Source organism: Streptosporangium sp. NPDC051022 (genome assembly GCF_040683035.1).
Classification (GTDB): Bacteria; Actinomycetota; Actinomycetes; order Streptosporangiales; family Streptosporangiaceae; genus Streptosporangium.
In genome coordinates this window covers 62,469-86,478 of sequence record NZ_JBFBCF010000030.1, presented here as the reverse complement: position 1 = coordinate 86,478, position 24,010 = coordinate 62,469, and the positions used below count along the sequence as shown (strand labels likewise).

The window sequence follows — 24,010 nt, the reverse complement described above, 5'->3', positions numbered from 1 at the left end:
GGGAACGACACGGCCCTCCGCTCCCGAGGCTGCCCCCAGCCCCAATGTGTGGGTGATCACGGCCGATCCCACGCGACGCACCGGTGACAACTACCCCACGTCCACTCATGAACCGATCTTCTCGTATGCGCTGACCGCGGGTAACGCCCGCGGTCGCCGAGCAGATGACCAAGGAAGGCGAGCATGACCGGAAGGGATTCTGTGTCCGACGACGACCTGCGTGACGCCCTTGTCCAGATCGAAGAGGCCACGGGGATCGGTCGCCCCATCGGGGGCGCCAAGCTCCCTGACGCGATCCGCTTCTTCCGCGTGCTGACGTTGCTGCGCGACGCCGTGTGCCCGCGGCTCACCGACCTGGCCGCTGCCGCGGACGGCAGGAGCGGTGACCTCGTCGTCGTCCTGGCCGACCTCATCGTGGCGACCGTCGGCAAGGTGCCCGTGCCCGCCGCGACCGTGGCCAGGGCCATCGTCGGGATCGGCGCCGACCGGTTCTGCGCGAACCCGGCGGCCCTCGTGGAGACTCCACCGGAATGACCGGCCCGGATGACTGGGCTCCGTTCGTCGCCGCGATCACGGAGCACCAGCAGCGCTCCGAGCGCGGCGGCGCGTTCCTGCGCACCGCCGCGGAGGTCGAGCAGGGGTTCGCCGATCGCGCGGCCTTCCACCGGGCGCTGCACGCCAACGACGTCACCGCGGAGGAACTGGCCGCGCTCTGCGGGGCGACGGCGGAGGAGACGGCGCGGCTGCGCGCGGATCTGGAGCCCGGCACGATCCGCTTCACCCCGGCGGAGCCCGCGTCCTGCGTCATCCACTTGTCCAGGTCGTTCACGCGAGTGAGCAAGCTCATGGGACTCGATGGGACGCACAAGTTCCTGTTCGCCACGGACTACCGTTACCGGCCGCACGCCTCGGTGCAGCAGTGGGCAGACAGCCGCTACCTGGTCCTGATGGGCCGCTATGTGGTGCAGGACATGTGGGCGCTGTCACTCGTCCTGGCGCAGCTCGTCGTGGTGGCGGGCCGCGCGTTTCCGGGCCTGGAGGAGCCGTGGACGCACCCGGACTTCCCGCGGGTCCTGCTCGACACGGCCCACACGAACCCCTACCTGCACCAGCAGATCGCGTACGGCATGTGCGCCATGGTCGAGGGCGAGCGGTTCAGGATGGCCATCGGGGTCCACGATGACGAGACGCTGGCCCCGGTGATGTTCGAGATCGCCCGGGGCGCCATGGACTTCCTGGTCGGCCACGAGCTGTCGCACGTCTACCGTGGTCACCTGCACGCGGCTGGCCGTCCCGCCGACGAGTCCCCGTGGTTCGCGGGCGAGGCCTTCGACCGGGTGCGGGAGTCTCCGGGCGGCGCCGCCGTGGTCGAGACCTACCTGCGTGACTACTGGCCGGCGCACAGCCTGGAGCTGGAAGCGGACAGGTTCGCGATGATGTCCGCCGCCGACGCCGGCGCGTCCGTCGCGCGGGACCTGCGGCTGGTGGGCATCGAGTTCGCGGTGAGCCTGCTGTCCTTCCTGGACCGGGCCAGCTACCTGACCGAGTACGGCGACGACCCCGCGGAGGCGGTCGGCCTGCGGGAGTACAGCCGGGTGCCAGGGCTCGTGGACGTGCTGCTGCCGATGGAGACGCATCCCTGGGGCAAGACCCGGGCCACCGCGGTGACATCAGAGGTGCAGCTCGTCTACCGGAGCCTCGTCGACCCCGCGGAACTACGACGCAAGGCGCTGCTGATGCAGGCGGTGGGCAATGTCCTCGGCTCGATGAGCGGGCGGGCGCTCAACGCGATCCAGTGGATCAACAGCCGGCCCGGTGAGAGCCTGGCCGTCATCCTGCCTGACGACAAGCTGCTCACCCACTACTGGCCGCCGGAGGCCACCACCGACGACGACAGGCTGGAACGGCTGGAGTCGAGCGCGTCCCTCTTCTACTCCGACCTCACCGGCGCCGATCCTCGCGCCGACGCGCAGACTGTCGCGACGGCCTGCCGGGTCGCCTTCGCCCGGATGCGGGAGGAGCAGGGCATCCTGCCCGAGGCCATCCTGCGGATCATGTCCTGGTACGCGCCGGGCGGCATCCCGCTCGACCTCTTCCGCCAGGGGGACATGTTCCCCGCCGACGTGCTGGACGCCGCGCTGGCCACGCTGGAGGAGCACTCGCTGATCGCTCTGGACGGCTCAGCCGTACGCGTCGATCCCCTCGTCCAGGCGGTCGGTCGCGACGTGGACGAGGTCGAGGAGGAAGAGGTCTTCCCGGCCGGAGAGACGCTGGACGTCGCGGTGGTGCTCCTGTCGTCGGCCGTCCCCGAGTGGCACGATCCGGCGGGCCAGCCGGTCTGGCGCGAGCTCCTGCCGCACATCGACGCCGTCGCGGGCCATCTCGCCGACGTGGAGCGGGAACCGCCGCTGGTGCTCTGGAACGACACGGCGCAGTACCTGCTTGACCAGGGGATGGTGGAGCGCGGGCTCGGCTACGCGCTGCGGGCGCTGTCGGACGGGCAGCGGCTCAACGGGCCTGACCACCCCGACACGCTGGCGCTGCGGCACAGCCTAGGCCTCGCCTACACCGCAGCGGGTGACCACGCCGAGGCGATCTCCGTGCTTGAGCGGACCGTCGCCGACCAGGAGCGGCTGCTCGGCGCCCGCCATCCGGTGACCCTCACCAGCCGCAACAGCCTGGCCTCCGCCCATCTCGCCGCCGGGGACTTCGCGCGGGCGATCGCCCTGCTCGAACGGACGGTGACCGACCGTCGCCGGGCGCTCGGCCGTGATCACCCGCACACGCTGGCGTCCCAGAACGACCTGGCCATGGCGTATTCCGGGGCTGGAGAGCTCTCCCGGGCGATCCAGCTGCTCAGGAGGGTCGTCGCGCGCAGCGAGCGCGTGAGCGGGGTTGATCATCCGGATGTGGTGATCGCGCGCGGGAACCTCGCGTACGCCTATTACGCCGCCGGGCGCGTCGCCGAGGCGATCCCGCTGCTGGAACGGTCGGTCGCCGACCACGAGCGGGTGTTCGGGCCCGACCACCCCGACACGCTGACGACGCACACGGTCCTCACCGACGCGGTTGAGGGAGCGGCCCGGCCTGGAGGCGCGCCCGCGGGGGACCCGTGAGAAATTCATGGGTCCCCCGCATGATGAGCGCGCTCCCACCGGTCGGCGAGCGCGGGGACGACCGTGCGCGTGAGGCTCTACGGTCGATCATCCGAACAGGCGCGCATCGGCGACGAGAGGCCGTCACCTGGGGTGACCTGCAATGATCACTCCACTTTGGGGCTGGGGGCACGCTCGGGAGGAGGACGCCGACACCGACGTGTGCCTGGTCCGCGTCGACGGCCAGTGGAGCCTGCACGGCCCGGACGGCGACCTTGAGGTCGCAGTTCGGAGTGTTCGGCGGCATCGTGGCCCGCGACCAGGCCTCAGTCCAGGCGGCCGCCGCTGCGGCGGTGCAGGCACTCACGGGCCGGGCGGCGACCGGGTGGGACCGCGACGCCTGAAGCCGCTCGATCTAGGGCGAATCGACCTGGTACGCCTGCTTAGTCAGCCAGCTATCGGTCGGCTGAATCTTCGAGAGCGAGTAGCCCGTTTTGATCTGACTTGCACCGGTTTACCTAACCGGCCTTCGCTGTTAGGCATGCCTCGTTTACAGCATTTGTCTTAAGGAGGCCTCTGTGAGATCCCTTGGGAAACTGGGTGTCATGGCCGCAGCCGGTGCGGCGGCCATGCTGCTGGGAACGGCAACCGCCCATGCCCAGCCGTTCGCCTCATCCGCTACGCAATCTGACTACTCCTGCAGCACCGTCACCACCACAACCCACGCATGGACGGTGACCTGCACCGTCTATAGCGGAAGGTTCCTCCCCATCATTCAGTGCTCCAACGGAATATACGGTGGCGGCTCGGTGATTTATGCCCGGCCGGAGCCCTGGACCCTCTACCTCAACTGCTGGAGCGGCACACTGTACAGCTGGTATCTCTCAGGGCCTCTTTCAGGGTGACAGCCGCACATCTATCTTTTCCGGCCTGCACTCACAAAGTACTGACTTCCTTCACCTCTTAACTGATCTACGACGTAAAGGAACCCGGGCTGCACACCAGCAGCCCGGGTTTCGTTGTTCACCACGGCGCCGCAGCCGCCACGACGCAACCGGCTGCCGAGGAACGGCGGAGCCCGAAAACGGGGGTAACGCTTTGTCGTCTGGTGTGCGATGTGTGCTTCTTTACGTCGTATATCCGTTTGGTGAGGCGGTGTCAGACCTGAGGGTCCCGGGGGCGGGAGGGGCAATCGGCCGCAGCATCAGCAGCATGATGGCCAGCACGACACATCGAAGGACCGGCTCCGCCCAGGAGGCGTCGCTCCCCCACTGGACGACAGCGGAGATGGCGATCACAGCCCAGGCTCCGACGATCAGCCTGTGGGCGCGATGACCGCGCCGCCATGACTCTCCGGCCGCCAGCGCCAGGACGGCGGGGGCGCCGGTCAGCCAGAGCGTCACCAGCCACGCCCAAAAGCCCGACTGCCCGAGTCCTTTCGGGGCGGTGGCCCACGTCAGCAGATCGGAGAACGGCAGGCCCACTACCAGCACCGCTCCCAGGACAATCACGGCCGTTTGGGCCGCCAGCCGAAACCGCCGAGCCCCGCGCGACTCGATCGGTGACGCCTCGTTCATCGGGGACCCCTTCACGGGCGAGAGCCGGTCATGGTCACGTCCGTGACGGTACGCTCCTCGGCTCCGTCCCGCAGCCGGGAGCAGAGGAGGTAGGTGTTCCTGCCCCCGGCCCCGGGGCACCCAGGTGGCCGACGCTTGCCGCCGGTCAAGTCCTGCGCTTCCTCGCTGCGCTCGGTGCGCTTCGGTCTGTCGGTAAGAGTGCTGCAATGAAGTACATTCCGGAGCCGTCGTCCCAGGTCACGCAGGGTTTGTGTGTCGGGCGGTCAGAGCTCGGTTTCGGCTGGGGGCAGCGAGGCAGGAGGCCGTGGCCGCATTGGCGTACACGCTGTCATCAGGACTTTGACCTGTGACGATCACGGTGGGAAACCGGACAGAGTTCAGGTTTCTGTCCGGTCAGCCGCCCGGCGCGGTGTCTTTCTGCCGTATTCCGGCGGCTCCCCCAGGAGGCCCAGCCCGGGCCGTGAGCACCTCGGCGCGGCCGCCCGTCAAGCCGCCCCCTGGGGCCCTGGTTGTGACGGCTTGAAGCGGCCCCACCCGCCGACCATGCTCACGAATCGGCCATTTCCCCAGGTTGCTCCCACATCGGTAAAGGCTCCGTGCCGCCCCTCACCGCGGGCCGCCCTCGTGCCTAGCGTGAACAGATGAGTCTCACCCAGGGGTTGAAATCGCCGCGTACACCGCTGCGACGGTTCCTGGACCGGGAACTGTCAGCGGGCAGCCACCCGCTGCGTGCCAACTATCGGGCCCGGCTTCCGATCCGTCCACCGATCCTGCCCGGCGAGGGAGTCGGCTACGAGGCCGGCACCGTGGGCACCGCCATCGACCAGCGACTACGGCTCGCCTTCACTTGCGCCGAGCCGGTCGACGCCGCCACCGCAGACGGGATCGAAAACTCCCGCATCACCGCCCGATTCCTGAGATGTCAGCCCTGGCAGGCGATCGCCGAAGTCGGCCGGCAGCTCGCCGAACAACTCACCACCACCGTCGCCGAACTACAGCTCGACGACCGCGACCAGCCGATGATGCGCGCCGACGACGACGAAGAACGCCTTGCGCGGATGCTGCTGGCCGCGGCCTGGTACGCCCTCAACTACCGCAACCCCTTCGCCTTCCCCGACACCCCGCTGTACAAGAGCGCGCTTGCCGACCCCGGCACGTTCACCCTGAAGACGCTGCTGGCCGTGCCGCACCGCCATCTGGTCGACGATCTGCTCGCCCAGATGCACGCCGCCAGCAATGGGACCCTGGCCCGGCTCCGGGAGCGGACATCGGCCGAGCGGTGCCGCCCGGGGCCGACCTTCGACGGCAGCGTTCACGTCGCGGCCGACGCCGACCTGATCGCCGACGGCATCCTCGTCGAGTTCAAGAGCACCCGCCGGGTGCACGCCTTCGATCTGGTCACCATCCAGCAGCTGCTCGGCTACACCCTGATGGACTACACCGACACCCACCACATCGACCAGGTCGGCATCTACCTCAGCCGCGTCGCGACGCTCATCACCTGGCCGCTGGAGGACTACCTCGCCCTGCTCGGTGTCCGGCGCCGCGACCTGGTCGAGCTGCGCGCCGCGTTCGCCACTCTGCTGGCCTACCAGGGGTGCCGCGCTGACGACGATCCCCTGCCCCACCAGCTCGCCGGAACCGAGCACCTCCTAGCCGACCTCGCCGCGACCGTCCCCCCTAGCTGCTGCCTGGTCTGCGCCCAGCCTCTGATCGCGACGAACTTCACCACCAACGGGATCCGGCGCTACTGCTCTGCGTGGTGTAACCAGCGTGCCCCGACGCTGCGCCGCCACGGCTGGCTGGACTCCCCCGACTGACCAGGGGAAGGGAAGTCGCATCACCGCAGGGCGCGGGGCGCTGTCTGAGGCCCAGAGGCCCAGGGGTCCACCCCGCCACCCCGGGGTGGCTCCGGACCGCTGTGTCATAGCCGCTGCCGCCCGCTACGGGTTTCCGGGTCCGTGAACCTTCCGCAAACGGGATCAGCGCCCATCCGCCGTGTTTGATGACCGTGGTGCGCGCGATCGGTACCGCCGCCCGTCAGGGGAACCTGTGCGGCGGCCTCTCGGTGCGGCAAAACCTTCTACATGTCGTCGGTGCTCGAAGGGCTCAAAACCCGCTCCAGGAACTTTTCACGGGCGTCCTTGCCGAGTTTGCCGTCCAGGGCCAAAGCCTTGCGCAGCGACCGCTCGCTGACCTGACGAGGGATGTTCAGTTCCCGCTCGGCATCACCGATGATCTCCCCGATGGCTCGGGCGGCGCTGGCGGGCTCGTGGCGAATCAGCCAGTCCAGCATCCGGGCCACACCCGGCATGATGCCGTAAAAGGCGTAGGACCGCTCGGGGGCGCGGTCGAGGCCGGCCTCCAGCTGCTGTCCCCGGGCGAACTCGCGCAGTACAGCGCAGCAGAGGGTGTCGGCCAAAGCCCCGATCGGGACCATCGCCCGCACGTCGGATGCGACCCGCCAGCCGAGGTCCTCAGCGAGTTCGTGGACGGCGGCCTGGGTGCGCCAGCGCAGCGCCCAGCGCTTACGTCGCTCGGGGTGATCCCACAGGACCGAGGTGAAGGTGCGAGTGAAGCGGTCCCAGAGCTCGGCCACCCCCACCGGGACAGGCGCCGATCCGCCATGTACGGTCGAGATCGCCTCCTGCACGCTTTCAGGGGAGCGGCGGCGCTGCTCGGCCCACTCTTCGGCGACCGGCCGCGCCCACATGCTGCGGCCGCCGACGGTGGCCTGGGGCAGAGGGACATCGCCTTCGCTGCGGGAGATGTAGGCACGCAGGGTCGAGTCGGCCACCCCGCCGATCGTGGCCATCTCGGCCATTCCAACCAGTTGGTCACCGGTCAGCTCGGAGGCGGTGAGGCTGGCCACGCACCGCGACAAAGGCCGCTCCCCAGTGCGGCGGGCCGCCCACAGGGCCAGGTCGTCGAGCCAGCGGCCTTGCAACGGCGCGTCGGCGTCAACGTCGATGATCTGCAGTATCTGTCCCTTGCCGGGATCGGCGGCCGAAGCGAGCAGGTCGGAGACGTAGACGGTGGCGGACGCCGGGACCGGCCGACGGACGTATGTCTCGCTGGCGCGGTCCCAGACCTGGCCGGGCCGATACCAGGCGGTGCCGTCCCACCAGTAGCCGCCGGCGCGAAACAGCAGCGCCGGGTTGAACGTCAGCACGGTATGCACGCTGGCCCCGTCGGTGTTGCGGTAGAGCACCACTGAGCGGCCGTGCTCGGGGTGCCAGCGTACGCACCAGGCCAGGTCCCGGCGGATGGGGTCGGTGGTGTAGGCGACCCATCCGCCGTCGGGGCAGGGGTCTTCGCGGCCCCACATGCCTTCGTCTTTGCCGCGGCCGACCGCCTCCACGGCTTCGGCGTCGTCGACGGGGATGTGGGAGTCGTTGACGAACGGCAGGTCCGGAATCGGGTGGTCGGTGCGAAAGCCGTTCGCGACCGCACGGTAGAAGTACAGCGCCATGTTGTCCCCTAGAAGGTGAAGCTGCTGTAGGTATTTACAGCATACGATGCACCTCTTCGTTCTGAGCCTGGAACGCGAAGAAAGCGGCCGGCAACGGCCCGGCCATGCAGGGCGATGGGACCCGAAGCACCCATGAGGCGCCCCGCGACGCGGTCCCCGGCCCTGCCCCGGCCACGCCGTCTGCAGAGGCGAAGCGTGACAGGGAGGCCAAGACACGCTGGGGCGATGCGGGTTCTGGGCAATCGTCCAAAGGCGATGTGCCGTAGTGGTCGACTCTGGACGGGCCAGCTGTACGGCGACGCCGGGCCACACCTCGAACCATCAAGGAGTTCCCATGTCGGACGCCCTCCGTGTCCACGTCCGTAAGATTCTGCAGGCCTACGCCACCGACCAAGAGGCCGAGCTCATCGCGATCCGGGACATCGAAGCAGCGGGCGGCCAGATCATCAACGGTGGTCAGCTCTACGGGGATGAGTGGGAGATCCTCGACTGGCGTACCGGTACTCGCCTCGCGCACGGCTTCGGCGGCCTGCAGGGCTACGACGAGGCGTGCGCACGCCTGGATCCCCATAACCGCTGGCGGCACATCGACCCGATCTCCGAGGGCCTCGAGCCAGTCGAACCGTCGGCAACCGACGGCGTGCCGCCCAGCCTGGCCAGCGCGCTGCAGGACTGGCTCGGAAGCATGCACACCCCGGACGAGGAGATCGCCGAGGTGGCCGGGTGGGACGTCGCGCAGGTCGCGCGATGCTTCGGGCGCGGCGACCGCTGAGGCCGGCCACCGGCCTCAGCGTGGAACATCCGGCCGCGCCGAGGTCGGCCTGGCATCTGGCCAACTCCGTCCCCCATGGAGTTCAGCGAAGAAGAACCCCGCGACCGGCGGAAAAGAAGGGAACTCCGTGCGGGGTGGAGTTCGCGCGGCCCCGCCCGGCACGAGGGGCCGGGCAGAGGCGACGGTGCCGGTCTTGAGGGTTAGGCGCAGTTGATGTAGTCGGCCCTGGAGGAGTTGTAGGAGCAGGAGTCGACCAGCGTCCCGGAGGGGTTACGCAGGTAGGCGGTGTCCTTGGCCTGGTTCCAGATGTAGGCCAGGGTTCCCCCGCTCCTGCCCCAATAGACGGTGGTGGCGCCGTCGCGGCCCTTGCCGGTCCGCAAGGTGACCGTCTTACCACCGCCTAGGGTGAACGTGCCGAAGGTGTAGACGTGATCGGCCCGGCGTGTCTCGTCGCGGACGGTCCAGCCCGTGAGGCTGACCGCCTTGCGGGTGGTGTTCGTGAGCCGGACGTACTCACCGTTCAGGCTGCTGTTGGCGCCGGAGTCGGGCGACCCGGGAGAGTCGTACCAGATGCGCGTGATCTGGATCGCGGGCACCGCGGCGGCCTGGACAGGCGCGGTGAGGACGAGCACGGTGGCGGACAGCACAGCGGCCAGGGGCAGGGGCAGGAAACGCACCAACTTCTCCGAACGCAGGAAGGACGGGACGTCTGAAGGACGGCCCGCCAGGCCGCCGGGTTGACGACCAGGCAAGGCGGAGCCCCGTGAACAGCGGGCGGTTCAGCGCACGGTCACGGCCTGTGGCACGAGCGCGGACGGTTCGCCCAGCCATACCTGCTGGCGGCCGTCGGCGGTGACGGTCAGCCCGAACTCCTCATGCCCCGGCCGTCCCTGCTCGCTCCACCAACGGTGGGCGGCCTCGACCTCGTCCCACAGGCTGCGCGGTCCGCCCTGGTAGACCTGCGAGGCCCAGCGGGTGGTGTCGCCGTAGAAGTAGACCGCGGCCCACGACCGGTCCGCCAGGCCGTACAGCCACAGGACCGGCGTTCCGTCCTTGTCGCGGCCGTAGCTGTGCGCGCAGTCGGGCACCAGCAGGCCCATGACGAACGGCACCGGCGAGTACAGATCGCCCGGCAGGATCGACGACGCCGCGACGGCGGTCTCCGATTCACGCGTGTCGGCCGGCCAGCCACCCCCCGAAAGGTAGTCCTTGGCGCTCCAGGCCGGGCGCTGGGAGCGCAGCTGCATGAAGCGGACCAGCCCGGTGAAGCGCCCGCTCGCGCTGCCGTCGCCATCGACGACCAGGCGCACGATGGCGTCCTGGCCGCTGTAGCGGGTGCCCCACGGCATCACCAGCACGCCGCCCGGCCGCATCTGGTCGATCCACGCCTGCGGTACCTGCCGGACCCCGGCGGTCACCAGGACCCGGTCATACGGTGCCCGCTCGGGCCAGCCGAGCAGGCCGTCGCCGGTGACGACCTCCGGGTGCCAGCCGGCCGCGGCCAGGGCCTTGCGCGCGGCGTCGGCCACCGCGGCGTCGACCTCGACGGAGACGACGTTCGCCTCGCCCAGGCGGGCCGACAGCAGCGCGGCACACCAGCCGGTGCCGGTGCCCACCTCCAGGACACGCGCCCCGTCGACCACCGACAGATCGGCGAACATGGCGAACACCGCACCGGGCATCGAGCTGGAGCTGCTCGGCCGGTCCCCAGGCTCGGTCCCGGCGTGGCGGCCGTCGTCCCACTGGGTGACGATGGACACGTCCCGCGCGGCCCAGCGCTCCCACTCCTGCGGGTCATCGCCCTTGACGACGGCCGGATGCCGGCCGTCGACCGCGGGCCACATCACCTCGGGCAGGAACAGTGCCCGGGGAACCGCGTCGTACGCCTGTACCCAGTCCGGCGCCATGGCGCCGGAGGCCAGCAAGGCATCGCGGAGTTGCTGCCGTTCCCGCTCCGCGCGGCTCACTTCGTCGGGGGCTTCTCGTGCTTGCCGTCATCGGGGCGGCCGTCGGACTGATGTTTGTCCGGGGTGGGGATCTCGTAAGGCTGCGGGGCCGGCCTCGGCTTGCCTTCGTGCTCTCCCATACGCGTCTTCCTTCCCTGCCGGGCCCCGGGACGCGGGGCGGTCGCCGGTAAGCGTAACGTCGCACCCGGTGACCGCAGGGAGACATTTCCCCGCCCCTTCAGCCGGTGCCCTTGCCCCGAGGGGCGGTCAGTCCTCGTCGCGCCGCTCCTCCAGCAGCCGGGGCAGCACTCCCAGCGTGACACCGCCTGCGGCGCCGCCGCCGAGCAGGGCGCTGGGCCAGGAAGCGCCCGCGGCCAGCGTCAGGGCACAAGCGATCGCCGCGATGAACGCGGTGACGGTGAGCACGACAAGCCCGGTGAGGGAAAACATCGATGGTTCACTCCTGCGGTGGCACCGGCGGGCTGCCGGTGGCGGTCTGGTCGTCGGCCCAGAACGCGATCAGCTCGGTGTCGGTGAGCTGATCGGCGGGCCGGTTGGGCGGGATACGGCCGCTGATCAGGGCCCACGTGGTGACCAGCAGCACCAGCAGCTGGTCCTCATCGCAGGTCCAGGGCGACGGGGGCGGGCCGGGCCGTCGGTGGCCGGTGACGCGCAAGAAGGCGTGCGGGGCAGCGGCGCACGGCATGGCGGGTCGCCTCCATCGTTGGCGGGGTTGGGGGGATGGGGTCCAGCCTGCGGCAGCGGCGTGCAGCGGGGCCAGCGCTCCAAACATCTCCGGACGAGTCCGGAGCACCTGGCCCGCTATCGGGACGAAACCGTCTTTTGTGCCTCTGCTTTCGCGGGTCTTCACCCTCGAGGCTTCGTGGCTGTCCCGGGGTTTTCGATCTCGTCCGGTTTCATCCGGACCCTTCCGGAGTCCTCCGGGGCGCTCCGGGGTCGTTCGGGCCGGTCCGAGGTCTCCCCTGCAGGTCAACCGCCGATTGGTCCCGGACGAGGCGGGATATGCGATCTCCCCCAGCTTGACCGTCTGGTGATGCCAAGATGACAGCCATCACTATCGGTTGATCAACGATCACTGTCTTTTCCGGCTAGGGGCGATGGCTGAACAACATCGCGTTGCGGCGCTGTGCGCCTTCGTCGGACAGCTGAAGGAGCTGTACGATCTGGCTGGCTCGCCCACGCTTGCTCATCTGCGCAAACTGTCGCGCACCGCTGGCTGTGACCCCGGAGCGCTCAGGGAGCTGGCCGAAAGCACCACCCACGACGTCCTGACCGGCAACCGCAAGAAGGTGCCGGAATGGCCGTGGGTGATCTCGTTCGTGACCGCGTGCACGCTGGCCGCCGAGCAGACCCGCCTGGACGTCAGCGCCATGGGCGACACCCAGGCCTGGTATCAGCGCTGGCGAGCCGCTAAGGAGGCGCGCCCTGATCCTCCGGGCCCTCCGGCCGCTCCCCGGACGAGCGAACCGGCCCCGCTACCCGCCGCGGGGGCCGCCCCGAAGCCTTCGGTTACGGGCGACGACGATAACGTGGCGGCCGGGCCGCTTGCCGGTGTGCCGTCAATTCCGCGGCCGGGAGCTGAGCCGCCACCTGCGCTGCCGTTCGCGTCGCCGGTCGCCACGGCAGCGGCCCGGAGGCCTGCCGCTGATCTGGCCGGCAGGGCGGCGGTTCCCGAATCGGCTGCCGCCTGTGAGCCGCCGCTGCCTGATGAGACCCAGTACCTGCTGCGGGTCTACGGCAGGACCGGGGCCCGGCTGCTGCGCCACAGCGATCCGGGTGATGGCCAGGACTGCATGCGGCTGGCGGTCGTCGCGCTGCTGCGGGGCTGGCCTCAGGAGGGGCGTCAGTGGCTGCGCCGGGCCGGGGACGCCGGGCACGCCGAAGCGGTCTCGGTGTTCAACCATCCCGAGCAGACGCGGGCGGCCGCCGAGCTCGCCTGCGGGTACGGCCGCCACTACCAGCGGGCCGGGCCGGCCAAGCTCAGCGTCGCGATGTTCTTCTACCGGCTGGCCGGGGACGCCGGGCACGCCGAGGCGGCCTACCGGCTGGCGGAAATCCACCAGGACAAGGGAGAGGACTGGGCGGCGGACAACTGGTTCAACCGCGCCGCCATCCTCGACCCCCCGAAGGCGACCGCATGGTTCGACGATGTCTTCCGGCAGCTCCTCCAGCCTCCCCGGAACACCGGCGGCGCCTTGGCGATCGGCCCGATCGAGCTGACGGAGGTTCCCGAGACAGCGGAGCCGCCCCCGGCCGATTGAACCGGAGGGCGCTGGTGAGATGTTCGAACAGGCGCCCGGGCGGCTGATGCGGAGGCTCGTGACGGCCGTGGGCGACGGTGTGAGGGTGCGGCGTACGACGGAGGGGTACGCGGCAGGGGGACGGGCGATCTGGGGCTGGCGCGTGCCGGCGACCATGGTCCCGTCCTCCCCTCGGGTGAGCCCGGCGCCCCCACCAGCAGCCGCACCCACCGACAAAGTGTCTATCAGTGATCGCCTTGTTACTTCAGGTGAATCGGTAATTCACGCCGGAAGCCTGGACGCCGACGCAGGTCAGCTCCAGCGGCGGCAGAAAACGACGCGTCCGCGGTCCGAGCCGGGAGACCGTCGAGATGGCGAAATCAGAGCCGGTGGAAGACGGTGGGCGTCCCGCCGGGTGCCTTGGCGCGCGGGTAGACGTCGTACTCGGCGTAGACGCCCCCGCCGGGCAGTTCGCCTGCGCGGTTGCTGTTCGCAAGGTACTTCCGGGCAGCGGGGGATCGTGGCGCCGCGCGGCGCCACGATCCCCGGCGTGGCGAGTGTCGGTGCTGACTCAGTACACCGTTCCGTTGGCGCGCTGGCCGGGCGACCGCGGCAGCGAACTGATCGTGTCGTGCTTGACCCACACGCCGGTCGCCGAGCCGTCAGGGCTCCGGTTGATCGAGACGCCGTCGGAGCTCGCCTGGCTCGAGGTGTAGCTCATCGACTGGATCGTCGTACCGGCCGCGTTCTGGAGGATCACCTGGTCGCCGCTGTTGGCCAGGTTGAGGTCACCGGTGCTCGCCGCCACGGCCACGATGCCACCGGGGATGCTGGAGGCTCCCCCGAACACGGTGATCGCCTTGCCGGGCTGCAGCGTCGTGCCGGCCGCGAAGGTGTGTCGCACGGCCGTGGAATCCCGGACCGTCCAGCCCGCGATGGAGATCGCGGCGCCACCGATGTTCACGATCTCGACGGCCTCGCCGGCGGTGCTGCTCCCCGGCTCGTTGGCGAGGACCTCGTTGAGGATGACGTTGGCCGGACCGCCGCCGCCTGCGGTGACCGTGACGTTCTGGGTCGCCGTGTGCGTGGCGCCGCCGTTGTCGGTCACGGTAAGGCTCACCGGGTAGCTACCCGCCGCGGCGTAGGTGACCGAGGGGTTCGTAGCGGTCGAGGCCTGGCCGTCGCCGAAGGTCCAGCTGCGGCCCGTGATCGTGCCGTCAGCGTCGGTGCTGCCGTCGCTGAAGGCGCACGTGAGGTTGGTGCAGGAATGCGTGAACGCGGCCGTGGGCGGCTGGTTGGTGCCGCCTCCGCCGCCGAGGGTGAAGTTGTACCGGGCCAGCACCGGGTAGTGATCGCTGGTCGTGGTCGCGTAGTTCGGAACGTACATCTGGGGCTGGAACGCGGTCGCCGAGCCCGCGACGTACTTCGCGTTGACCTCGTTGGTGTTGAGCTGGTGGTCGATGAAGTCCGGGTAGCCCGTGGTCGACGCGACTCCGGCCAGGGACAGTGCCCGCGTCGGGAAGCTGTAACGCGCCGTGTCGTTCACGAAGTTGGCGTACGGCGATGCTTTCTCGGCCGTGATGGACGTATCGACGTCGTCGTTCCAGTCGCCGATCACGAAGACGTCCTGCGTCGGGTACGTCGAGTCGAGGTACGACTTGAGGGCCTGGGACGCGGGGTTGCGCAGGTTCCACGCATCCTGGGTGGAGCCGGCCTTCGCGTGCAGGACGATGAAGACGAGGTCACGGGTCGCGCCGTCGAAGGTGCCGCGCAGTGTGAACTCGACCGGCGGGCGGCCCGCGAAGTTGCTGTTCTGGCTCGTCAGGATGACCTTCGCGCTCACCAGGCTGGCCATGCTGCTGCGCCAGACGAGCGCGACCTTCTGCTCGGCGTTGCTGAAGTCCGAGTAGTACTGCGGCCCGTTCGTCACGATCGGGTTGTTCGCCAGGACCCCGGTGAAGCCGGGCATACCAGAGACGAGGGTGTTGAACGCGGATGTGCTGACGACCTCGGACAGGCCCCAGACATCCATGTCGGCACCGGCCATGACATCGCGAACGTTGGCCTGCTGGAGCGCCTCGTCGGTCGGGCCTAAGCCCGTGTCACCGAACCACTCGACGTTCCAGTTGCCGACGTCGAGCTGAGTGGCGGAACCCTGCGACGGCACGGTGGCGGCGTGCGCCGCCGGGGCGAAACCGATCGGCAACGCCACGAAGACGACGATCGCCCCCAAGAGCGCGCGGAGACTGGTCATGAACCTGGTCATGAACAAGGAACCCTTCGAGTCGGCGTGCTGGACTGGGTCCCGTCTTCCTCCCGGAGCGCGAGCCCTGATGAGTGTCCGCCCCGGCCCATAGGCGCCCGAAAGCGACTGCCGAATTCGAAAGGATGCCTAGGTGAACAGTGGGAGTGAACCTTCTCAGGAGTCAGACCAGGCAAGAATCGATCTTGCGTTTCCCCGCTCTGTCTCGTCCGGAAGGACCCCGGTGACTCCCCTCGACCCTTCACCCGGCACCCTCGCCCCGAGCCCGGCCCTCCTGCCCGCCGTGGCGGGCGATGTGGGGTGCCGTGTTGGGTCGGGCCGGGGAAACCCACCGGGAGTAATCACGGCAGGGCGCCCCGGCCCGACCCAACACGGCACCCCATCTTCGAAGCCGCGGTGATTGGACTACGGTGCGGCGCGTCGAGAGACGACAAGGTGCCCTGCGGCGGCCGTGATGAACGCCGACACCGCGGCTTCGAACTCCGCTTCGCGGAGCTTGAGCTCGGCCTGGTCGACCGCGCCGCGCAGCGCGTCCATGTGTGCGAACGCGGCGTCGGCGAGCGGCTCGGGCTGACCTGACACCAGTCGCAGCCGAAAGCGCGCAGTCTCGGCCAGGGCACCCAGGCGGTCAGCCTCGGAGAGCACATGATTGAGTTCGGCAGGATCCGACTGCTGAAGCCACACCGCGACGACAGCGCGCTTGAGCTCAGTCACTGCGGCGGCGAACTCGCTGTAGGCGGCCAGACGTTCCTGGCGCAGTCGCTCCTCGCGTGCGACCGCCTCAGCCCGCACGGCGGTTCGCTGCTGGAACAGGTAAGTGCTGAAGGACCCCAGCAGGGTCCCGAGGACGGCGATCAGGCTCCCAAGGACAGCGCTCACCCGCAAGAGTGGACCATATCCGGCGCCCGAGCCCAAGCCAGAGGCAGGCGGATCATCGTCTTCGGGGGCGGCACCCCGACCTATGACTTCACCGACGGCACGGGCTGCAGCGCTCGGGCACATGCACCGCCGTCCTGGAGGGCAGCAGCGCCGACAGCTCCTCGACGAGGTCGAGCGCCCCTAGTGCCGGGCGAGGTCCGCCGCGGTCCGGCAGGCATGGTGGAGCACGAGCAGCGCGTTGTCGGGAAGCAGCCGCCGGAGCAGTTCCCCGGTCGCAGTCGGCTCCAGACCCTCGCCGTTCAGCGCGTCCCAGATCCATCGGCCCGGTCTGCGGCGGTAGAGGTCAACGGCCTGCCGCGCATCTCCGCGGCGCAGGTACTCCCGCACGGCCGACGCGCGGTCGACGGCGGGCGGTCGCGGCCGACGGCAGGCCGATCCCCGTCGAAGCGCGCCGACTCGACGGCGGCGCCGCCGAACACCGCCCCGTCGAGAACGGCCCGGTGAGGTCGGCCTCCCGCAGGTCGGCCCTGCGGAAGTCCGCTCCCGGCAGCTCGTCCCGGAGGGTGACTGTCCGGAAAACGATCGTTTCTCGAACAAGATCACAAACCCCGCTCCGGGGGGTCCGAACCCGCTCCGGGAGTGTCGGAAAAACATGTTGAAAAGTCAGAGTGTCCAACAAGGAGATGATGACCCTTTTCCATACACTGATCGGGTGCCCTCACACCTCGCCCCCACCGGCGACCCCCTCGACCCCGACGACCTCCTGGCCCCCGCGTCGGCCACCGGCGCCCTAATCGGCTACGCCCGCGTCTCCACCACCGGCCAACTCCTCGACCGGCAACTCGCCGCGCTGACCGACGCCGGATGCCTGCGCATCTTCGCCGACAAGAAGTCCGGCAAGAACATCGAACGCGAGGAACTGACCAAGGCGCTGGACTACCTGCGGCCCGGAGACGTCCTGGTGGTGCCCGCCCTGGACCGGCTCGGCCGCTCCCTGCAAGACCTCATCTCCATCGTCGTCGGCCTGCGCAAGCAAGGGGTCGGCTTCCGCAGCCTGCACGAGGCGATCGACACCACCACCCCCGGCGGCAGGCTCGTCTTCCACGTCTTCGCCGCCCTGGCCGAGTTCATCCGCGAGCTCATCGTGGAGGGCACCAACGAGGGCCTGGCCGCCGCCCGCGCCCGCGGCCAACGCCTCGGCCGCCCCCCGGCGATGACACCCGAGCAGATCCGCCACGCCCGCGACCTGCTGAGCCGCCCGGACAACACGGTCTCCTCCATCGCCCGCCTACTGGGGGTGTCCCGCTCCACCCTCTACAAGCACGTCCCCGAGCTCGCCAGCGGCCGCGTGGCCGTCGACCAGCCGCCGACGAGGCACGGGGAGTTGGAGGCGGGCCCGCGATGATTCCCACTCCATACCGGGCCAAGGGCGGCGCCGCGCTTCTGGGTGCCTGCCGGCCGGGTGAACATGGCCCCTTCGGCCTCTACGACCACCAGGAGAACGCTCTGATGCAGGAGGCCCGGCGGTCGGCTGACCCCGTTGTGGCTGCTACGCGTGCCCGCCAGCTGAAGACCGAGCTGGCCGCACTGGCCGACCACGCAGGCGCATGGCTCGCCGACTTCCGAAGTGATTGACAGATTGCCGACCAGATAGCTTTGCGCATCACAGGCAAGGTTCATGGGTGGCTTTTATTGGTCAGGGATCAGTTCGTCCAAGTGCTCCAGGTCAGGCCCAAGCAGAGGAGGAATCAGGCCTTGCTGTCGCATCTGACGACGCTGGCCAGCCAAGATTTTTTCCAGTTCCCTAGCTCTCTCGCACTCGGCGTCGCAATAGCGACGGTTCATCTCCTGCCTGTCCAGGAGAGATCTCAAAACAATGGAAGCCTCAGTCAGAATGGCGAGCTGTTTATCTGAGGGAGGCGTTTCGCCTTTGATACCCTCTTGGATCAAGTCGCGCTTGCGCTGGGCATCCTGTACTTGTTTGTGGTCTTCTGCGGCGGTGTATCGGGCGCGGCTAGCATTCGTAACCGCCCTGCTGTGCTGGTTTATTAGCCAGTCATGCTCGCGGTAGGCCCGCGCTGGCGTCGCACCATGCTCCCAGGATTCGACGTCTTCAGGAGGGAGTTGAAGTTCGCCGGCTTCGCAGGCCAGTTTGGGAGGGAAGGGTTTCTCGCTGGTGAACCAGCGGGCGGCCTGCCAGACCTCTGCGGTGTAGTCCGGCAGGATCTCCACACTTTCCTGGCGGCCGAGAGGAAACAGCAGTAATAGCGGCGGGACCCGCAGAACTTTGGCAAGGATGAGGAGTTCCACAACGCTGATGGTGGAGCGGTGGCCAAGTTCAAGGTTGGACAGCACACTGCGTTTGATCTGCATCCCATACTCGGCTGCGATCTGATCGGAAAGTTGCTGGACGCTGAGCCCTTGCCGCTGCCGATAGCGTCGGATCTCACCAGCGATGACACCGACAAGCTGGGCGGCCCACGCCTCGAACTCTTCCTGTGACGGCACCTCTACCCCTCCCAAGCGCATTGACATCTCAGGTGTCAAATATAGCTCCACTTGACATCTTATAGTCCAGCGTGAACCCTTGGTCTACGCCTGCAAAGGGATCAGGCAGAGCGACTCGAGCCGCTGGTAGTTCCTGGAAAGGGAGACCTTGATACGCACGTCGTTCGTCCAGGAGTACATCGCGGTACGTGCCCGCTGTGCTGACTGCTCTGCGGTCTGCAGCCGGTCGAGACCCAGAGCTGTCCGTCAGGTGCCGTAGAACAGAGATACCGCTTCTCTGCCGCCATGCGGCAGCCGAACGACGGTCGGTCGTCCTGCAGGGGATCGACCGGACTGGCCCCAACGGTTGACTCCCCCAGGGACGAGGTTGGTCCCTTTCCGGGAACTGGGGCCCGTAGAGGGGAGAGATCTCCTTGGCTGCCAACCGGCGACGCCGTCGAAACAAGCCCGACCCCGGCGACTGGGGGCCGCTCGTGATCCGAGCGTTCCTGATCGTCGTGGACTGGTGGATCAACGGCAACGGGCCCAGGTAGGCGTTTCGCCTCCCAGGCCCGCTGTGTAATGCAGGGGCTCCGGTTCTTCCTTGGACGGTGGACCGGGGCCTCATTGCACGGCGTTAAGTACCCGCACAGCAAGGGTAACCGGACAGCCGGACTCTTCCGCAGCCAACCGCGTCCTTCCGCGCCAGGCCGCACGTCCTCCCTCGCCGTCTGCTGGAGTGCCCCGCTCCACCCTCTACAAGCACGTCCCCGAACTCGGGCCCGGAGGCCGCCAGCTGCCCGCCGCCTCCGGCGACCGGATTTCCTCGTGAGCCTGACCGGCCGCAGCGGCCGCGAGGTCAGGCAAGCCGGTCGACACGCACGACCGCTCCCGGCCACATCTCGATACGTCATCGCCCGCGATGCGATTCTGAATCAGGGACTTCTGCCTGCATTCACCTTCACATGCGAAAACACGCCAAACGGGAGAACCGGCGATGACGGTTATCGGAACGTGGAATGTGGAAAATCTATTCAAACCGGGAAACGGGTTCGGTCCGACCACCCAAGCCGCCTATGAGGCCAAGCTCAAGGGGCTCGTCGCGACGATCACCGCCGCGGGCGTCGACGTCCTGGCCCTGGAGGAGGTCGGCGATCCCGACGCGCTCGCCGAACTGGCCCATCACCTGGGAAACGGCTGGCAGCACGTCACCTCCGGCATCTTCGATGCCAGGCATCCCATCCGGGTGGGCTTCTTGTCCCGGCTCCCGCTGCAGGTCCTCACCGACCGCGCCACCTTCCCCGCGCAGCTGAGCCCGATCCAGGCCGGTGATGACGGCACAACCGCCCACCAGATGGGCCGCGGCGCCCTGGCCGTGCGTGTCACCGAACCCGACGGCCGCACCATCGACCTGATCGCCGCGCACCTGAAGAGCAAGCTGCTGTCCTTCCCGCCGGGGCCGAACGGGCGGTCCCGGTTCCAGCCCCACGATGAGGGGGAGCGGGCTCGCGTGGCCGCCTACGCCCTCTACCGGCGGGCCGCCGAGGCCGTCACCGTGCGCGCCCTGGCCGACGAACTGCTGGACGGCCAGGGACCGGCACGCCAGGTCGTGGTGCTGGGCGACTTCAACGACGAGCCGGAGGCCGCCACCACCCAGATCCTGCTCGGCCCGCCCGGCTCCGAGCTCGGCACCCCCGGCGCTGAGCAGCCCGATCAGGGCGACAAGGCCCGGTTGTGGAACCTGGCCCCCCGTATCCCGGACGGTGAGCGCTTCTCCCGGGTGTTCCAGCGCCGCCGCGAACTCATCGACCACCTGCTGGTCTCCCACGCCCTCCTCGCGCGCGCCCAGGACGTCCACACGCTGCGCCCGCTCAACGGCGCCGGCCCGGACGACGAACTGCCCTCGGTGACCGAGGTCCCCACCGCCCGCCGCGATGACCCGGCCTCCGACCACGCCATGGTCTTCACCCGGCTCAGCAGCTGACATCGTGAGCTCTGCGGGGTTGGTTTACGCGGAGCGGGACTCCTGCGTGATCGCTTGCTGGAAATGCCGTGGATGTGTTCTTTCGGCGGTGGGTTCCTGACGAATAGGTGGGGGAACTGTTTCAGCGAGTGGTCCCGCTGGCCCCTGCTCGGCCGCAAAAGGCGAGCGATCGGCAGGGGAGACGGCCGGGTTGGCGCCGTACGGCACGGCGATCTCGATGTTTGCCTTTCAAGCTTGAAAACACGGATCCGTCAGTTCTCGCCGGTCTATGCCCATCGCTGGCGAGCGTTGCACGCCTGGGAAACGATGATCGGTATGACGGTCGATGACGCATCTGCGGCGCGGCGCCTGGCCGGGCAGGTACACCAGGTGGGGCGCGCGTCGGGGCGGCAACCCTGGCGCGAGGTACTGCAATGGATCACCGGAGGGCGGCTCGGCCGGCGCCGGGGCTGGCCGGTCGTGCCGGTGCTGGGCACGCCGTGGCAGGACACCGTCTCGCCCGAGCGGACCGGCTGGCGCTGCCGAGCCGCCTACCTCGACGGCGAATCGGCGTTCGCCGTCGACTATCGGATTTGCCGTCGCTGCCGTCTGGCCTGGGTCGAGCACCCCTACACGCCGCCGCCCTACCAGCGGTGCGGCCTGGCCCGTGCCGGACTGGCCGCGCTGCGCACCGAGAACCCAGGCTTGTCCTGGCACACCCTTGGCGGACACTTCCGCGACTCCCGCCCGTTCTGGGCCGCCGTCGGCGCCGACGTGCCCGGCGGCTACCAGCAGCGTCCCCTGTGCGCCCACGTCGACGCGGGGTAAGTGACCCGGCGGCGCCCGCCGGTCGGCGCCGGGGCGTGCCGGTTGTCGTCGGCCCGGGTTTCTGGCTCCTGATAAGGGACCTTCTCAAGACCAAGATGGATCTTGCATACCCTGCTGAAGGAGCTGGCAGCTGGTCTCGGCGCTTTCCCCGGCGTCCCCGCCCCGCTGCTGACTTGCGAGCCTGGAAGCAGTGCGGAGCCGACGACCATCTCAGGGACGGCGCCGTCCGCGTCGCAGCCCGTACAGCGTCAGTGACAGCCTCGTCACCGCCAAGGCGGCATCGATCGGCGGCCATACGGCCGGGGCCAGCCACACCAGCACCGCGGCCGCGACCGACGCGACGACCCTCGCCAGCGCGGGTGCCACCCGAATACGGGTAGAAGGGCCATCAACTTTCTCTGAACCGCTCACCCGCTGCGAGCCGGGATATGGCGGTCACGTACTGCATCGCGTTGGGGATCGCGCCCGTGACCGTCAGTTCCGCCGGCGGGTGCGACCTCCTCCGCTCCCTGATGCCGAGCGCGGCCGCCTCGCTCGCCCACCCCGACCTGACCCACTCTGTGTAGGGAACGAATGTCGCCGCCCCTCGGCGTGCGGGCCGCCTGCGGGCGTTCCCGCTGTTGATGGGGCTGACCGCCGTTCGGTCGCCGTAGTCGGCCACCAGCCCGACCGTATCCAGGGTGAGGACGACCTGGGGCTGCGACCTGTACGCTGCCCGCTGCCGGTTGAGCCGGGCCGGGTCGAGCCAGAAGAACACCCGGACGTTCACCAAGGCGTACCAGTCGGCCGGGTCCAGGCCGACCAGGCAGGACTGCAAGGCGGTCGCCGGCATCGGTCGCTGGTCGCGGATCTCAACCCCGTCCGGCAGCAGCGTGGGCCCTGGGCGCTGCGAGCGCTCCAGCCGTTCGCGGTCGGCCCCGCTCAGCCCGGCGCGGGCGATCAGCTCGGCTGCCGGTAGGAGGCCGTGCTTTTCAATCGACGGCCAGTTCGCCGCCTCGGCCAGGTGGTACACATGCTGAGGCAGGTTCACGCGCGAGCCTCGTCTCGGTTGCTGGGGGCGGTGCTGAGCATGTTAGCCGGGGGTTCAGCGGATAACGCGATTGAGCCAGTCCACGACGAGAACGGCCGTCTGCTCCCAGCCCGGCTCGTAGACCAGCGCGTAGTGGCCGGAGTACGGGCCGGACGATGGACAGCCCCCCGCCTGCGATCCGCGCGCGGACCTGAAAGGGAGACGTCCGGCTTGCTGGCATGGTGGGCCACGCGCGAGACGGCGGCCGCTCGATCGAGAGACCCCGGCGCCACCCCAGGGAGGAAACAGATGAGCAAGGAACCGTTGAGTGAAGACGAGCAGGACGCCATCGTCACGGAGTTGGCGGTGAATGTCGAGACCCTGTCGGAAGAGGAGTTCGAGCACCTCTATCGCCAGCTCGACATCGATCACCGGATTCAGGTGAACGACAACGTCCGCGAGTTCGCCAACAACGCGGTCGGAGACGAGCACTGGGACTCCGACAACTGAGCAGAGGGGAGGGCCGGGCCCCGGCCCGGCCGCGACCCACCCGGGAGTGGTGGCACGCCATAACAGCGTCAGATGGACTAGCACTTCTCAGCACGCTGGCCCGGGTCCGGCGAAACGTTGATCGGCTGTACGACGATGGCGACAATCTGGTGACCTGCTGACGGCACTCGACGGCAGCGAGCTCAGGACAACACCCAGCGCTCCAAGGGACGGACTCTTCGGCGAACTGGGAAACGGCTCCTGTCAGCCGGTGTCGGCGGGTGTCGTCCCGGGCCAGTTGGATCTCACACAATGCTATTTATGTTGCGTGAGGCCCCGGTCCGCCCGGCCGAGGAGAACCGGAGCCTCGATGCGGAAACGACGGGCCTGGGAGGCGGGATTGCCTACCTGGGCCCGTGTCCGTTGGTCAACCAGTCAACGGCGATCAGGACCACTCGAACAGCGAGTGCCGCCCCTTCCCCGAAGACCAGCTTCTTGCGGCGTCGCCGGTGCGTAGCCATGAGAAATACCTCCCTCCTGGGCCCCTGTGACCAAGGAAACGACCGTGGGGCCTGCTTCCGGTCGATCCCTGCAGGAGACCAACCGCTGAGCGGCGATGTTCGGCGACGCGGAGTCGGGGAGGCGGTTCAGTGCTGCATCTTCTTGCGGTGCACGCGAATGCTGGCGGGGGCACCGAGGTAGTTGCAGCCCGCTTCGGGGCAGGCTTCCCAGTAGCCGCTCTCCACCGCGGCCTCGCGGACGCCGTTTTCGGGGCCGAAGCCGTGGTGGGCGATGAGTCGGGCGACGGAGTTGTCGTACCGGGCCGCCAGGAGGGCGGCTTCTGCGATCTTGTCGTGTCCCTGGGAGAAAAAGGAGCCGAGACCAACCTCGGTTCCACATCCACACCAGCACGTACCTGTCGGCATCAGGCGAGGTTCACTCTTAGGCATACCTTCAAGGTAGACCTTC

General features: G+C 68.9%; 25 protein-coding genes. 11 read left to right on the top strand and 14 right to left on the bottom strand.

What is annotated here, in order from left to right; genetic code table 11:
• Window positions 1-183: 183 nt before the first annotated feature.
• The 3 genes from AB0N02_RS36220 to AB0N02_RS36210 all read left to right on the top strand — a co-directional run bounded on the left by AB0N02_RS36220 (window position 184) and on the right by AB0N02_RS36210 (window position 3,499).
• Window positions 184-534, top strand: coding sequence for a hypothetical protein (locus AB0N02_RS36220; protein WP_363956133.1), 351 nt, complete (start codon window positions 184-186; stop codon window positions 532-534).
• Complete coding sequence (locus AB0N02_RS36215; RefSeq protein ID WP_363956130.1) at window positions 531-3,116, top strand: tetratricopeptide repeat protein; 2,586 nt, start codon at window positions 531-533, stop codon at window positions 3,114-3,116. The genes AB0N02_RS36220 and AB0N02_RS36215 overlap by 4 nt, the downstream gene beginning before the upstream one ends.
• Window positions 3,117-3,370: 254 nt before the next feature.
• Complete coding sequence (locus AB0N02_RS36210; RefSeq protein WP_363956127.1) at window positions 3,371-3,499, top strand: hypothetical protein; 129 nt, start codon at window positions 3,371-3,373, stop codon at window positions 3,497-3,499.
• A gap of 723 nt (window positions 3,500-4,222) precedes the next feature.
• Here the strand turns inward: AB0N02_RS36210 and AB0N02_RS36205 are convergent.
• On the bottom strand, window positions 4,223-4,588 hold the full coding sequence (locus AB0N02_RS36205) for a hypothetical protein (protein ID WP_363956124.1): 366 nt from the start codon (window positions 4,586-4,588) through the stop codon (window positions 4,223-4,225).
• Between the two features lie 725 nt (window positions 4,589-5,313).
• Here AB0N02_RS36205 and AB0N02_RS36200 point away from each other — a divergent pair.
• Window positions 5,314-6,492 (top strand): hypothetical protein, encoded by a 1,179-nt coding sequence (locus AB0N02_RS36200; protein WP_363956122.1) that lies wholly within the window; start codon window positions 5,314-5,316, stop codon window positions 6,490-6,492.
• Between the two features lie 263 nt (window positions 6,493-6,755).
• Here AB0N02_RS36200 and AB0N02_RS36195 read toward each other — a convergent pair whose 3' ends face one another.
• Window positions 6,756-8,144, bottom strand: coding sequence for a hypothetical protein (locus AB0N02_RS36195; RefSeq protein WP_363956119.1), 1,389 nt, complete (start codon window positions 8,142-8,144; stop codon window positions 6,756-6,758).
• 334 nt (window positions 8,145-8,478) lie between these two features.
• On the opposite strand from AB0N02_RS36195, the gene AB0N02_RS36190 reads away from it, so the two are divergent.
• Window positions 8,479-8,916 carry a hypothetical protein gene (locus AB0N02_RS36190; protein ID WP_363956116.1) on the top strand — a complete coding sequence of 146 codons (438 nt, stop codon included), beginning with the start codon at window positions 8,479-8,481 and terminating at the stop codon, window positions 8,914-8,916.
• A 200-nt stretch (window positions 8,917-9,116) separates the two neighbouring features.
• Here AB0N02_RS36190 and AB0N02_RS36185 read toward each other — a convergent pair whose 3' ends face one another.
• The 5 genes from AB0N02_RS36185 to AB0N02_RS36165 form a co-directional block, all read right to left on the bottom strand.
• Window positions 9,117-9,593 carry a lamin tail domain-containing protein gene (locus AB0N02_RS36185; RefSeq protein ID WP_363956113.1) on the bottom strand — a complete coding sequence of 159 codons (477 nt, stop codon included), beginning with the start codon at window positions 9,591-9,593 and terminating at the stop codon, window positions 9,117-9,119.
• 102 nt (window positions 9,594-9,695) lie between these two features.
• Complete coding sequence (locus tag AB0N02_RS36180; RefSeq protein ID WP_363956110.1) at window positions 9,696-10,883, bottom strand: methyltransferase domain-containing protein; 1,188 nt, start codon at window positions 10,881-10,883, stop codon at window positions 9,696-9,698.
• Complete coding sequence (locus AB0N02_RS36175) at window positions 10,880-11,002, bottom strand: hypothetical protein (protein ID WP_363956107.1); 123 nt, start codon at window positions 11,000-11,002, stop codon at window positions 10,880-10,882. Before AB0N02_RS36175 ends, AB0N02_RS36180 begins: the two co-directional genes overlap by 4 nt.
• Window positions 11,003-11,129: 127 nt before the next feature.
• Complete coding sequence (locus AB0N02_RS36170; protein WP_363956104.1) at window positions 11,130-11,312, bottom strand: hypothetical protein; 183 nt, start codon at window positions 11,310-11,312, stop codon at window positions 11,130-11,132.
• Between the two features lie 7 nt (window positions 11,313-11,319).
• Window positions 11,320-11,568, bottom strand: a complete 249-nt coding sequence (locus tag AB0N02_RS36165) for a hypothetical protein (RefSeq protein WP_363956101.1) — start codon at window positions 11,566-11,568, stop codon at window positions 11,320-11,322.
• Window positions 11,569-11,980: 412 nt separating this feature from the next.
• Between AB0N02_RS36165 and AB0N02_RS36160 the strand changes: the two genes are divergently transcribed.
• Window positions 11,981-13,144, top strand: coding sequence for a hypothetical protein (locus tag AB0N02_RS36160; RefSeq protein WP_363956098.1), 1,164 nt, complete (start codon window positions 11,981-11,983; stop codon window positions 13,142-13,144).
• A 550-nt stretch (window positions 13,145-13,694) separates the two neighbouring features.
• On the opposite strand, the gene AB0N02_RS36155 is transcribed toward AB0N02_RS36160, so the two are convergent.
• The 3 genes from AB0N02_RS36155 to AB0N02_RS36145 all read right to left on the bottom strand — a co-directional run bounded on the left by AB0N02_RS36155 (window position 13,695) and on the right by AB0N02_RS36145 (window position 16,652).
• A complete protein-coding gene (locus tag AB0N02_RS36155) occupies window positions 13,695-15,377 on the bottom strand; it encodes a lamin tail domain-containing protein (protein ID WP_363956095.1) in 1,683 nt (560 codons plus the stop codon).
• Window positions 15,378-15,791: 414 nt separating this feature from the next.
• The gene (locus tag AB0N02_RS36150) at window positions 15,792-16,265 is read right to left on the bottom strand and encodes a hypothetical protein (RefSeq protein ID WP_363956092.1); all 474 of its coding nucleotides are present in this window, start codon (window positions 16,263-16,265) and stop codon (window positions 15,792-15,794) included.
• A 180-nt stretch (window positions 16,266-16,445) separates the two neighbouring features.
• The gene (locus AB0N02_RS36145) at window positions 16,446-16,652 is read right to left on the bottom strand and encodes a hypothetical protein (protein ID WP_363956089.1); all 207 of its coding nucleotides are present in this window, start codon (window positions 16,650-16,652) and stop codon (window positions 16,446-16,448) included.
• A 376-nt stretch (window positions 16,653-17,028) separates the two neighbouring features.
• Between AB0N02_RS36145 and AB0N02_RS36140 the strand changes: the two genes are divergently transcribed.
• On the top strand, window positions 17,029-17,670 hold the full coding sequence (locus AB0N02_RS36140) for a recombinase family protein (RefSeq protein WP_363956231.1): 642 nt from the start codon (window positions 17,029-17,031) through the stop codon (window positions 17,668-17,670).
• Window positions 17,667-17,900 carry a hypothetical protein gene (locus AB0N02_RS36135; RefSeq protein ID WP_363956086.1) on the top strand — a complete coding sequence of 78 codons (234 nt, stop codon included), beginning with the start codon at window positions 17,667-17,669 and terminating at the stop codon, window positions 17,898-17,900. Before AB0N02_RS36140 ends, AB0N02_RS36135 begins: the two co-directional genes overlap by 4 nt.
• 54 nt (window positions 17,901-17,954) lie before the next feature.
• Here the strand turns inward: AB0N02_RS36135 and AB0N02_RS36130 are convergent, their stop codons facing one another.
• Window positions 17,955-18,773 carry a helix-turn-helix transcriptional regulator gene (locus AB0N02_RS36130; protein ID WP_363956083.1) on the bottom strand — a complete coding sequence of 273 codons (819 nt, stop codon included), beginning with the start codon at window positions 18,771-18,773 and terminating at the stop codon, window positions 17,955-17,957.
• Between the two features lie 976 nt (window positions 18,774-19,749).
• Between AB0N02_RS36130 and AB0N02_RS36125 the strand changes: the two genes are divergently transcribed.
• The gene (locus AB0N02_RS36125; protein WP_363956080.1) at window positions 19,750-20,736 is read left to right on the top strand and encodes an endonuclease/exonuclease/phosphatase family protein; all 987 of its coding nucleotides are present in this window, start codon (window positions 19,750-19,752) and stop codon (window positions 20,734-20,736) included.
• Window positions 20,737-21,051: 315 nt separating this feature from the next.
• Window positions 21,052-21,543 (top strand): hypothetical protein, encoded by a 492-nt coding sequence (locus tag AB0N02_RS36120; protein WP_363956077.1) that lies wholly within the window; start codon window positions 21,052-21,054, stop codon window positions 21,541-21,543.
• A 210-nt stretch (window positions 21,544-21,753) separates the two neighbouring features.
• Here the strand turns inward: AB0N02_RS36120 and AB0N02_RS36115 are convergent, their stop codons facing one another.
• A complete protein-coding gene (locus tag AB0N02_RS36115) occupies window positions 21,754-21,909 on the bottom strand; it encodes a hypothetical protein (RefSeq protein WP_363956074.1) in 156 nt (51 codons plus the stop codon).
• A 22-nt stretch (window positions 21,910-21,931) separates the two neighbouring features.
• The gene (locus AB0N02_RS36110) at window positions 21,932-22,573 is read right to left on the bottom strand and encodes a hypothetical protein (protein WP_363956071.1); all 642 of its coding nucleotides are present in this window, start codon (window positions 22,571-22,573) and stop codon (window positions 21,932-21,934) included.
• Window positions 22,574-22,861: 288 nt separating this feature from the next.
• Here AB0N02_RS36110 and AB0N02_RS36105 point away from each other — a divergent pair, with 288 nt between their 5' ends.
• Complete coding sequence (locus AB0N02_RS36105; protein ID WP_363956068.1) at window positions 22,862-23,062, top strand: hypothetical protein; 201 nt, start codon at window positions 22,862-22,864, stop codon at window positions 23,060-23,062.
• A 626-nt stretch (window positions 23,063-23,688) separates the two neighbouring features.
• Here AB0N02_RS36105 and AB0N02_RS36100 read toward each other — a convergent pair.
• Window positions 23,689-23,967: a hypothetical protein gene (locus AB0N02_RS36100; RefSeq protein ID WP_363956065.1), complete on the bottom strand. Its 279-nt coding sequence runs from the start codon at window positions 23,965-23,967 to the stop codon at window positions 23,689-23,691.
• Window positions 23,968-24,010 lie beyond the last annotated feature (43 nt).

Bases quoted from the DNA above. Each gene is read 5' to 3' on its own strand.
- AB0N02_RS36105 (WP_363956068.1), top strand. From the start codon at position 22,862: ATGAGCAAGGAACCGTTGAGTGAAGACGAGCAGGACGCCATCGTCACG.
- AB0N02_RS36190 (WP_363956116.1), top strand. From the start codon at position 8,479: ATGTCGGACGCCCTCCGTGTCCACGTCCGTAAGATTCTGCAGGCCTAC.
- AB0N02_RS36195 (WP_363956119.1), bottom strand. From the start codon at position 8,144: ATGGCGCTGTACTTCTACCGTGCGGTCGCGAACGGCTTTCGCACCGAC.
- AB0N02_RS36215 (WP_363956130.1), top strand. From the start codon at position 531: ATGACCGGCCCGGATGACTGGGCTCCGTTCGTCGCCGCGATCACGGAG.
- AB0N02_RS36120 (WP_363956077.1), top strand. From the start codon at position 21,052: ATGACGGTCGATGACGCATCTGCGGCGCGGCGCCTGGCCGGGCAGGTA.
- AB0N02_RS36170 (WP_363956104.1), bottom strand. From the start codon at position 11,312: ATGTTTTCCCTCACCGGGCTTGTCGTGCTCACCGTCACCGCGTTCATC.
- AB0N02_RS36155 (WP_363956095.1), bottom strand. From the start codon at position 15,377: ATGACCAGTCTCCGCGCGCTCTTGGGGGCGATCGTCGTCTTCGTGGCG.
- AB0N02_RS36160 (WP_363956098.1), top strand. From the start codon at position 11,981: ATGGCTGAACAACATCGCGTTGCGGCGCTGTGCGCCTTCGTCGGACAG.
- AB0N02_RS36220 (WP_363956133.1), top strand. From the start codon at position 184: ATGACCGGAAGGGATTCTGTGTCCGACGACGACCTGCGTGACGCCCTT.
- AB0N02_RS36100 (WP_363956065.1), bottom strand. From the start codon at position 23,967: ATGCCGACAGGTACGTGCTGGTGTGGATGTGGAACCGAGGTTGGTCTC.
- AB0N02_RS36165 (WP_363956101.1), bottom strand. From the start codon at position 11,568: ATGCCGTGCGCCGCTGCCCCGCACGCCTTCTTGCGCGTCACCGGCCAC.
- AB0N02_RS36135 (WP_363956086.1), top strand. From the start codon at position 17,667: ATGATTCCCACTCCATACCGGGCCAAGGGCGGCGCCGCGCTTCTGGGT.
- AB0N02_RS36200 (WP_363956122.1), top strand. From the start codon at position 5,314: ATGAGTCTCACCCAGGGGTTGAAATCGCCGCGTACACCGCTGCGACGG.
- AB0N02_RS36125 (WP_363956080.1), top strand. From the start codon at position 19,750: ATGACGGTTATCGGAACGTGGAATGTGGAAAATCTATTCAAACCGGGA.
- AB0N02_RS36175 (WP_363956107.1), bottom strand. From the start codon at position 11,002: ATGGGAGAGCACGAAGGCAAGCCGAGGCCGGCCCCGCAGCCTTACGAG.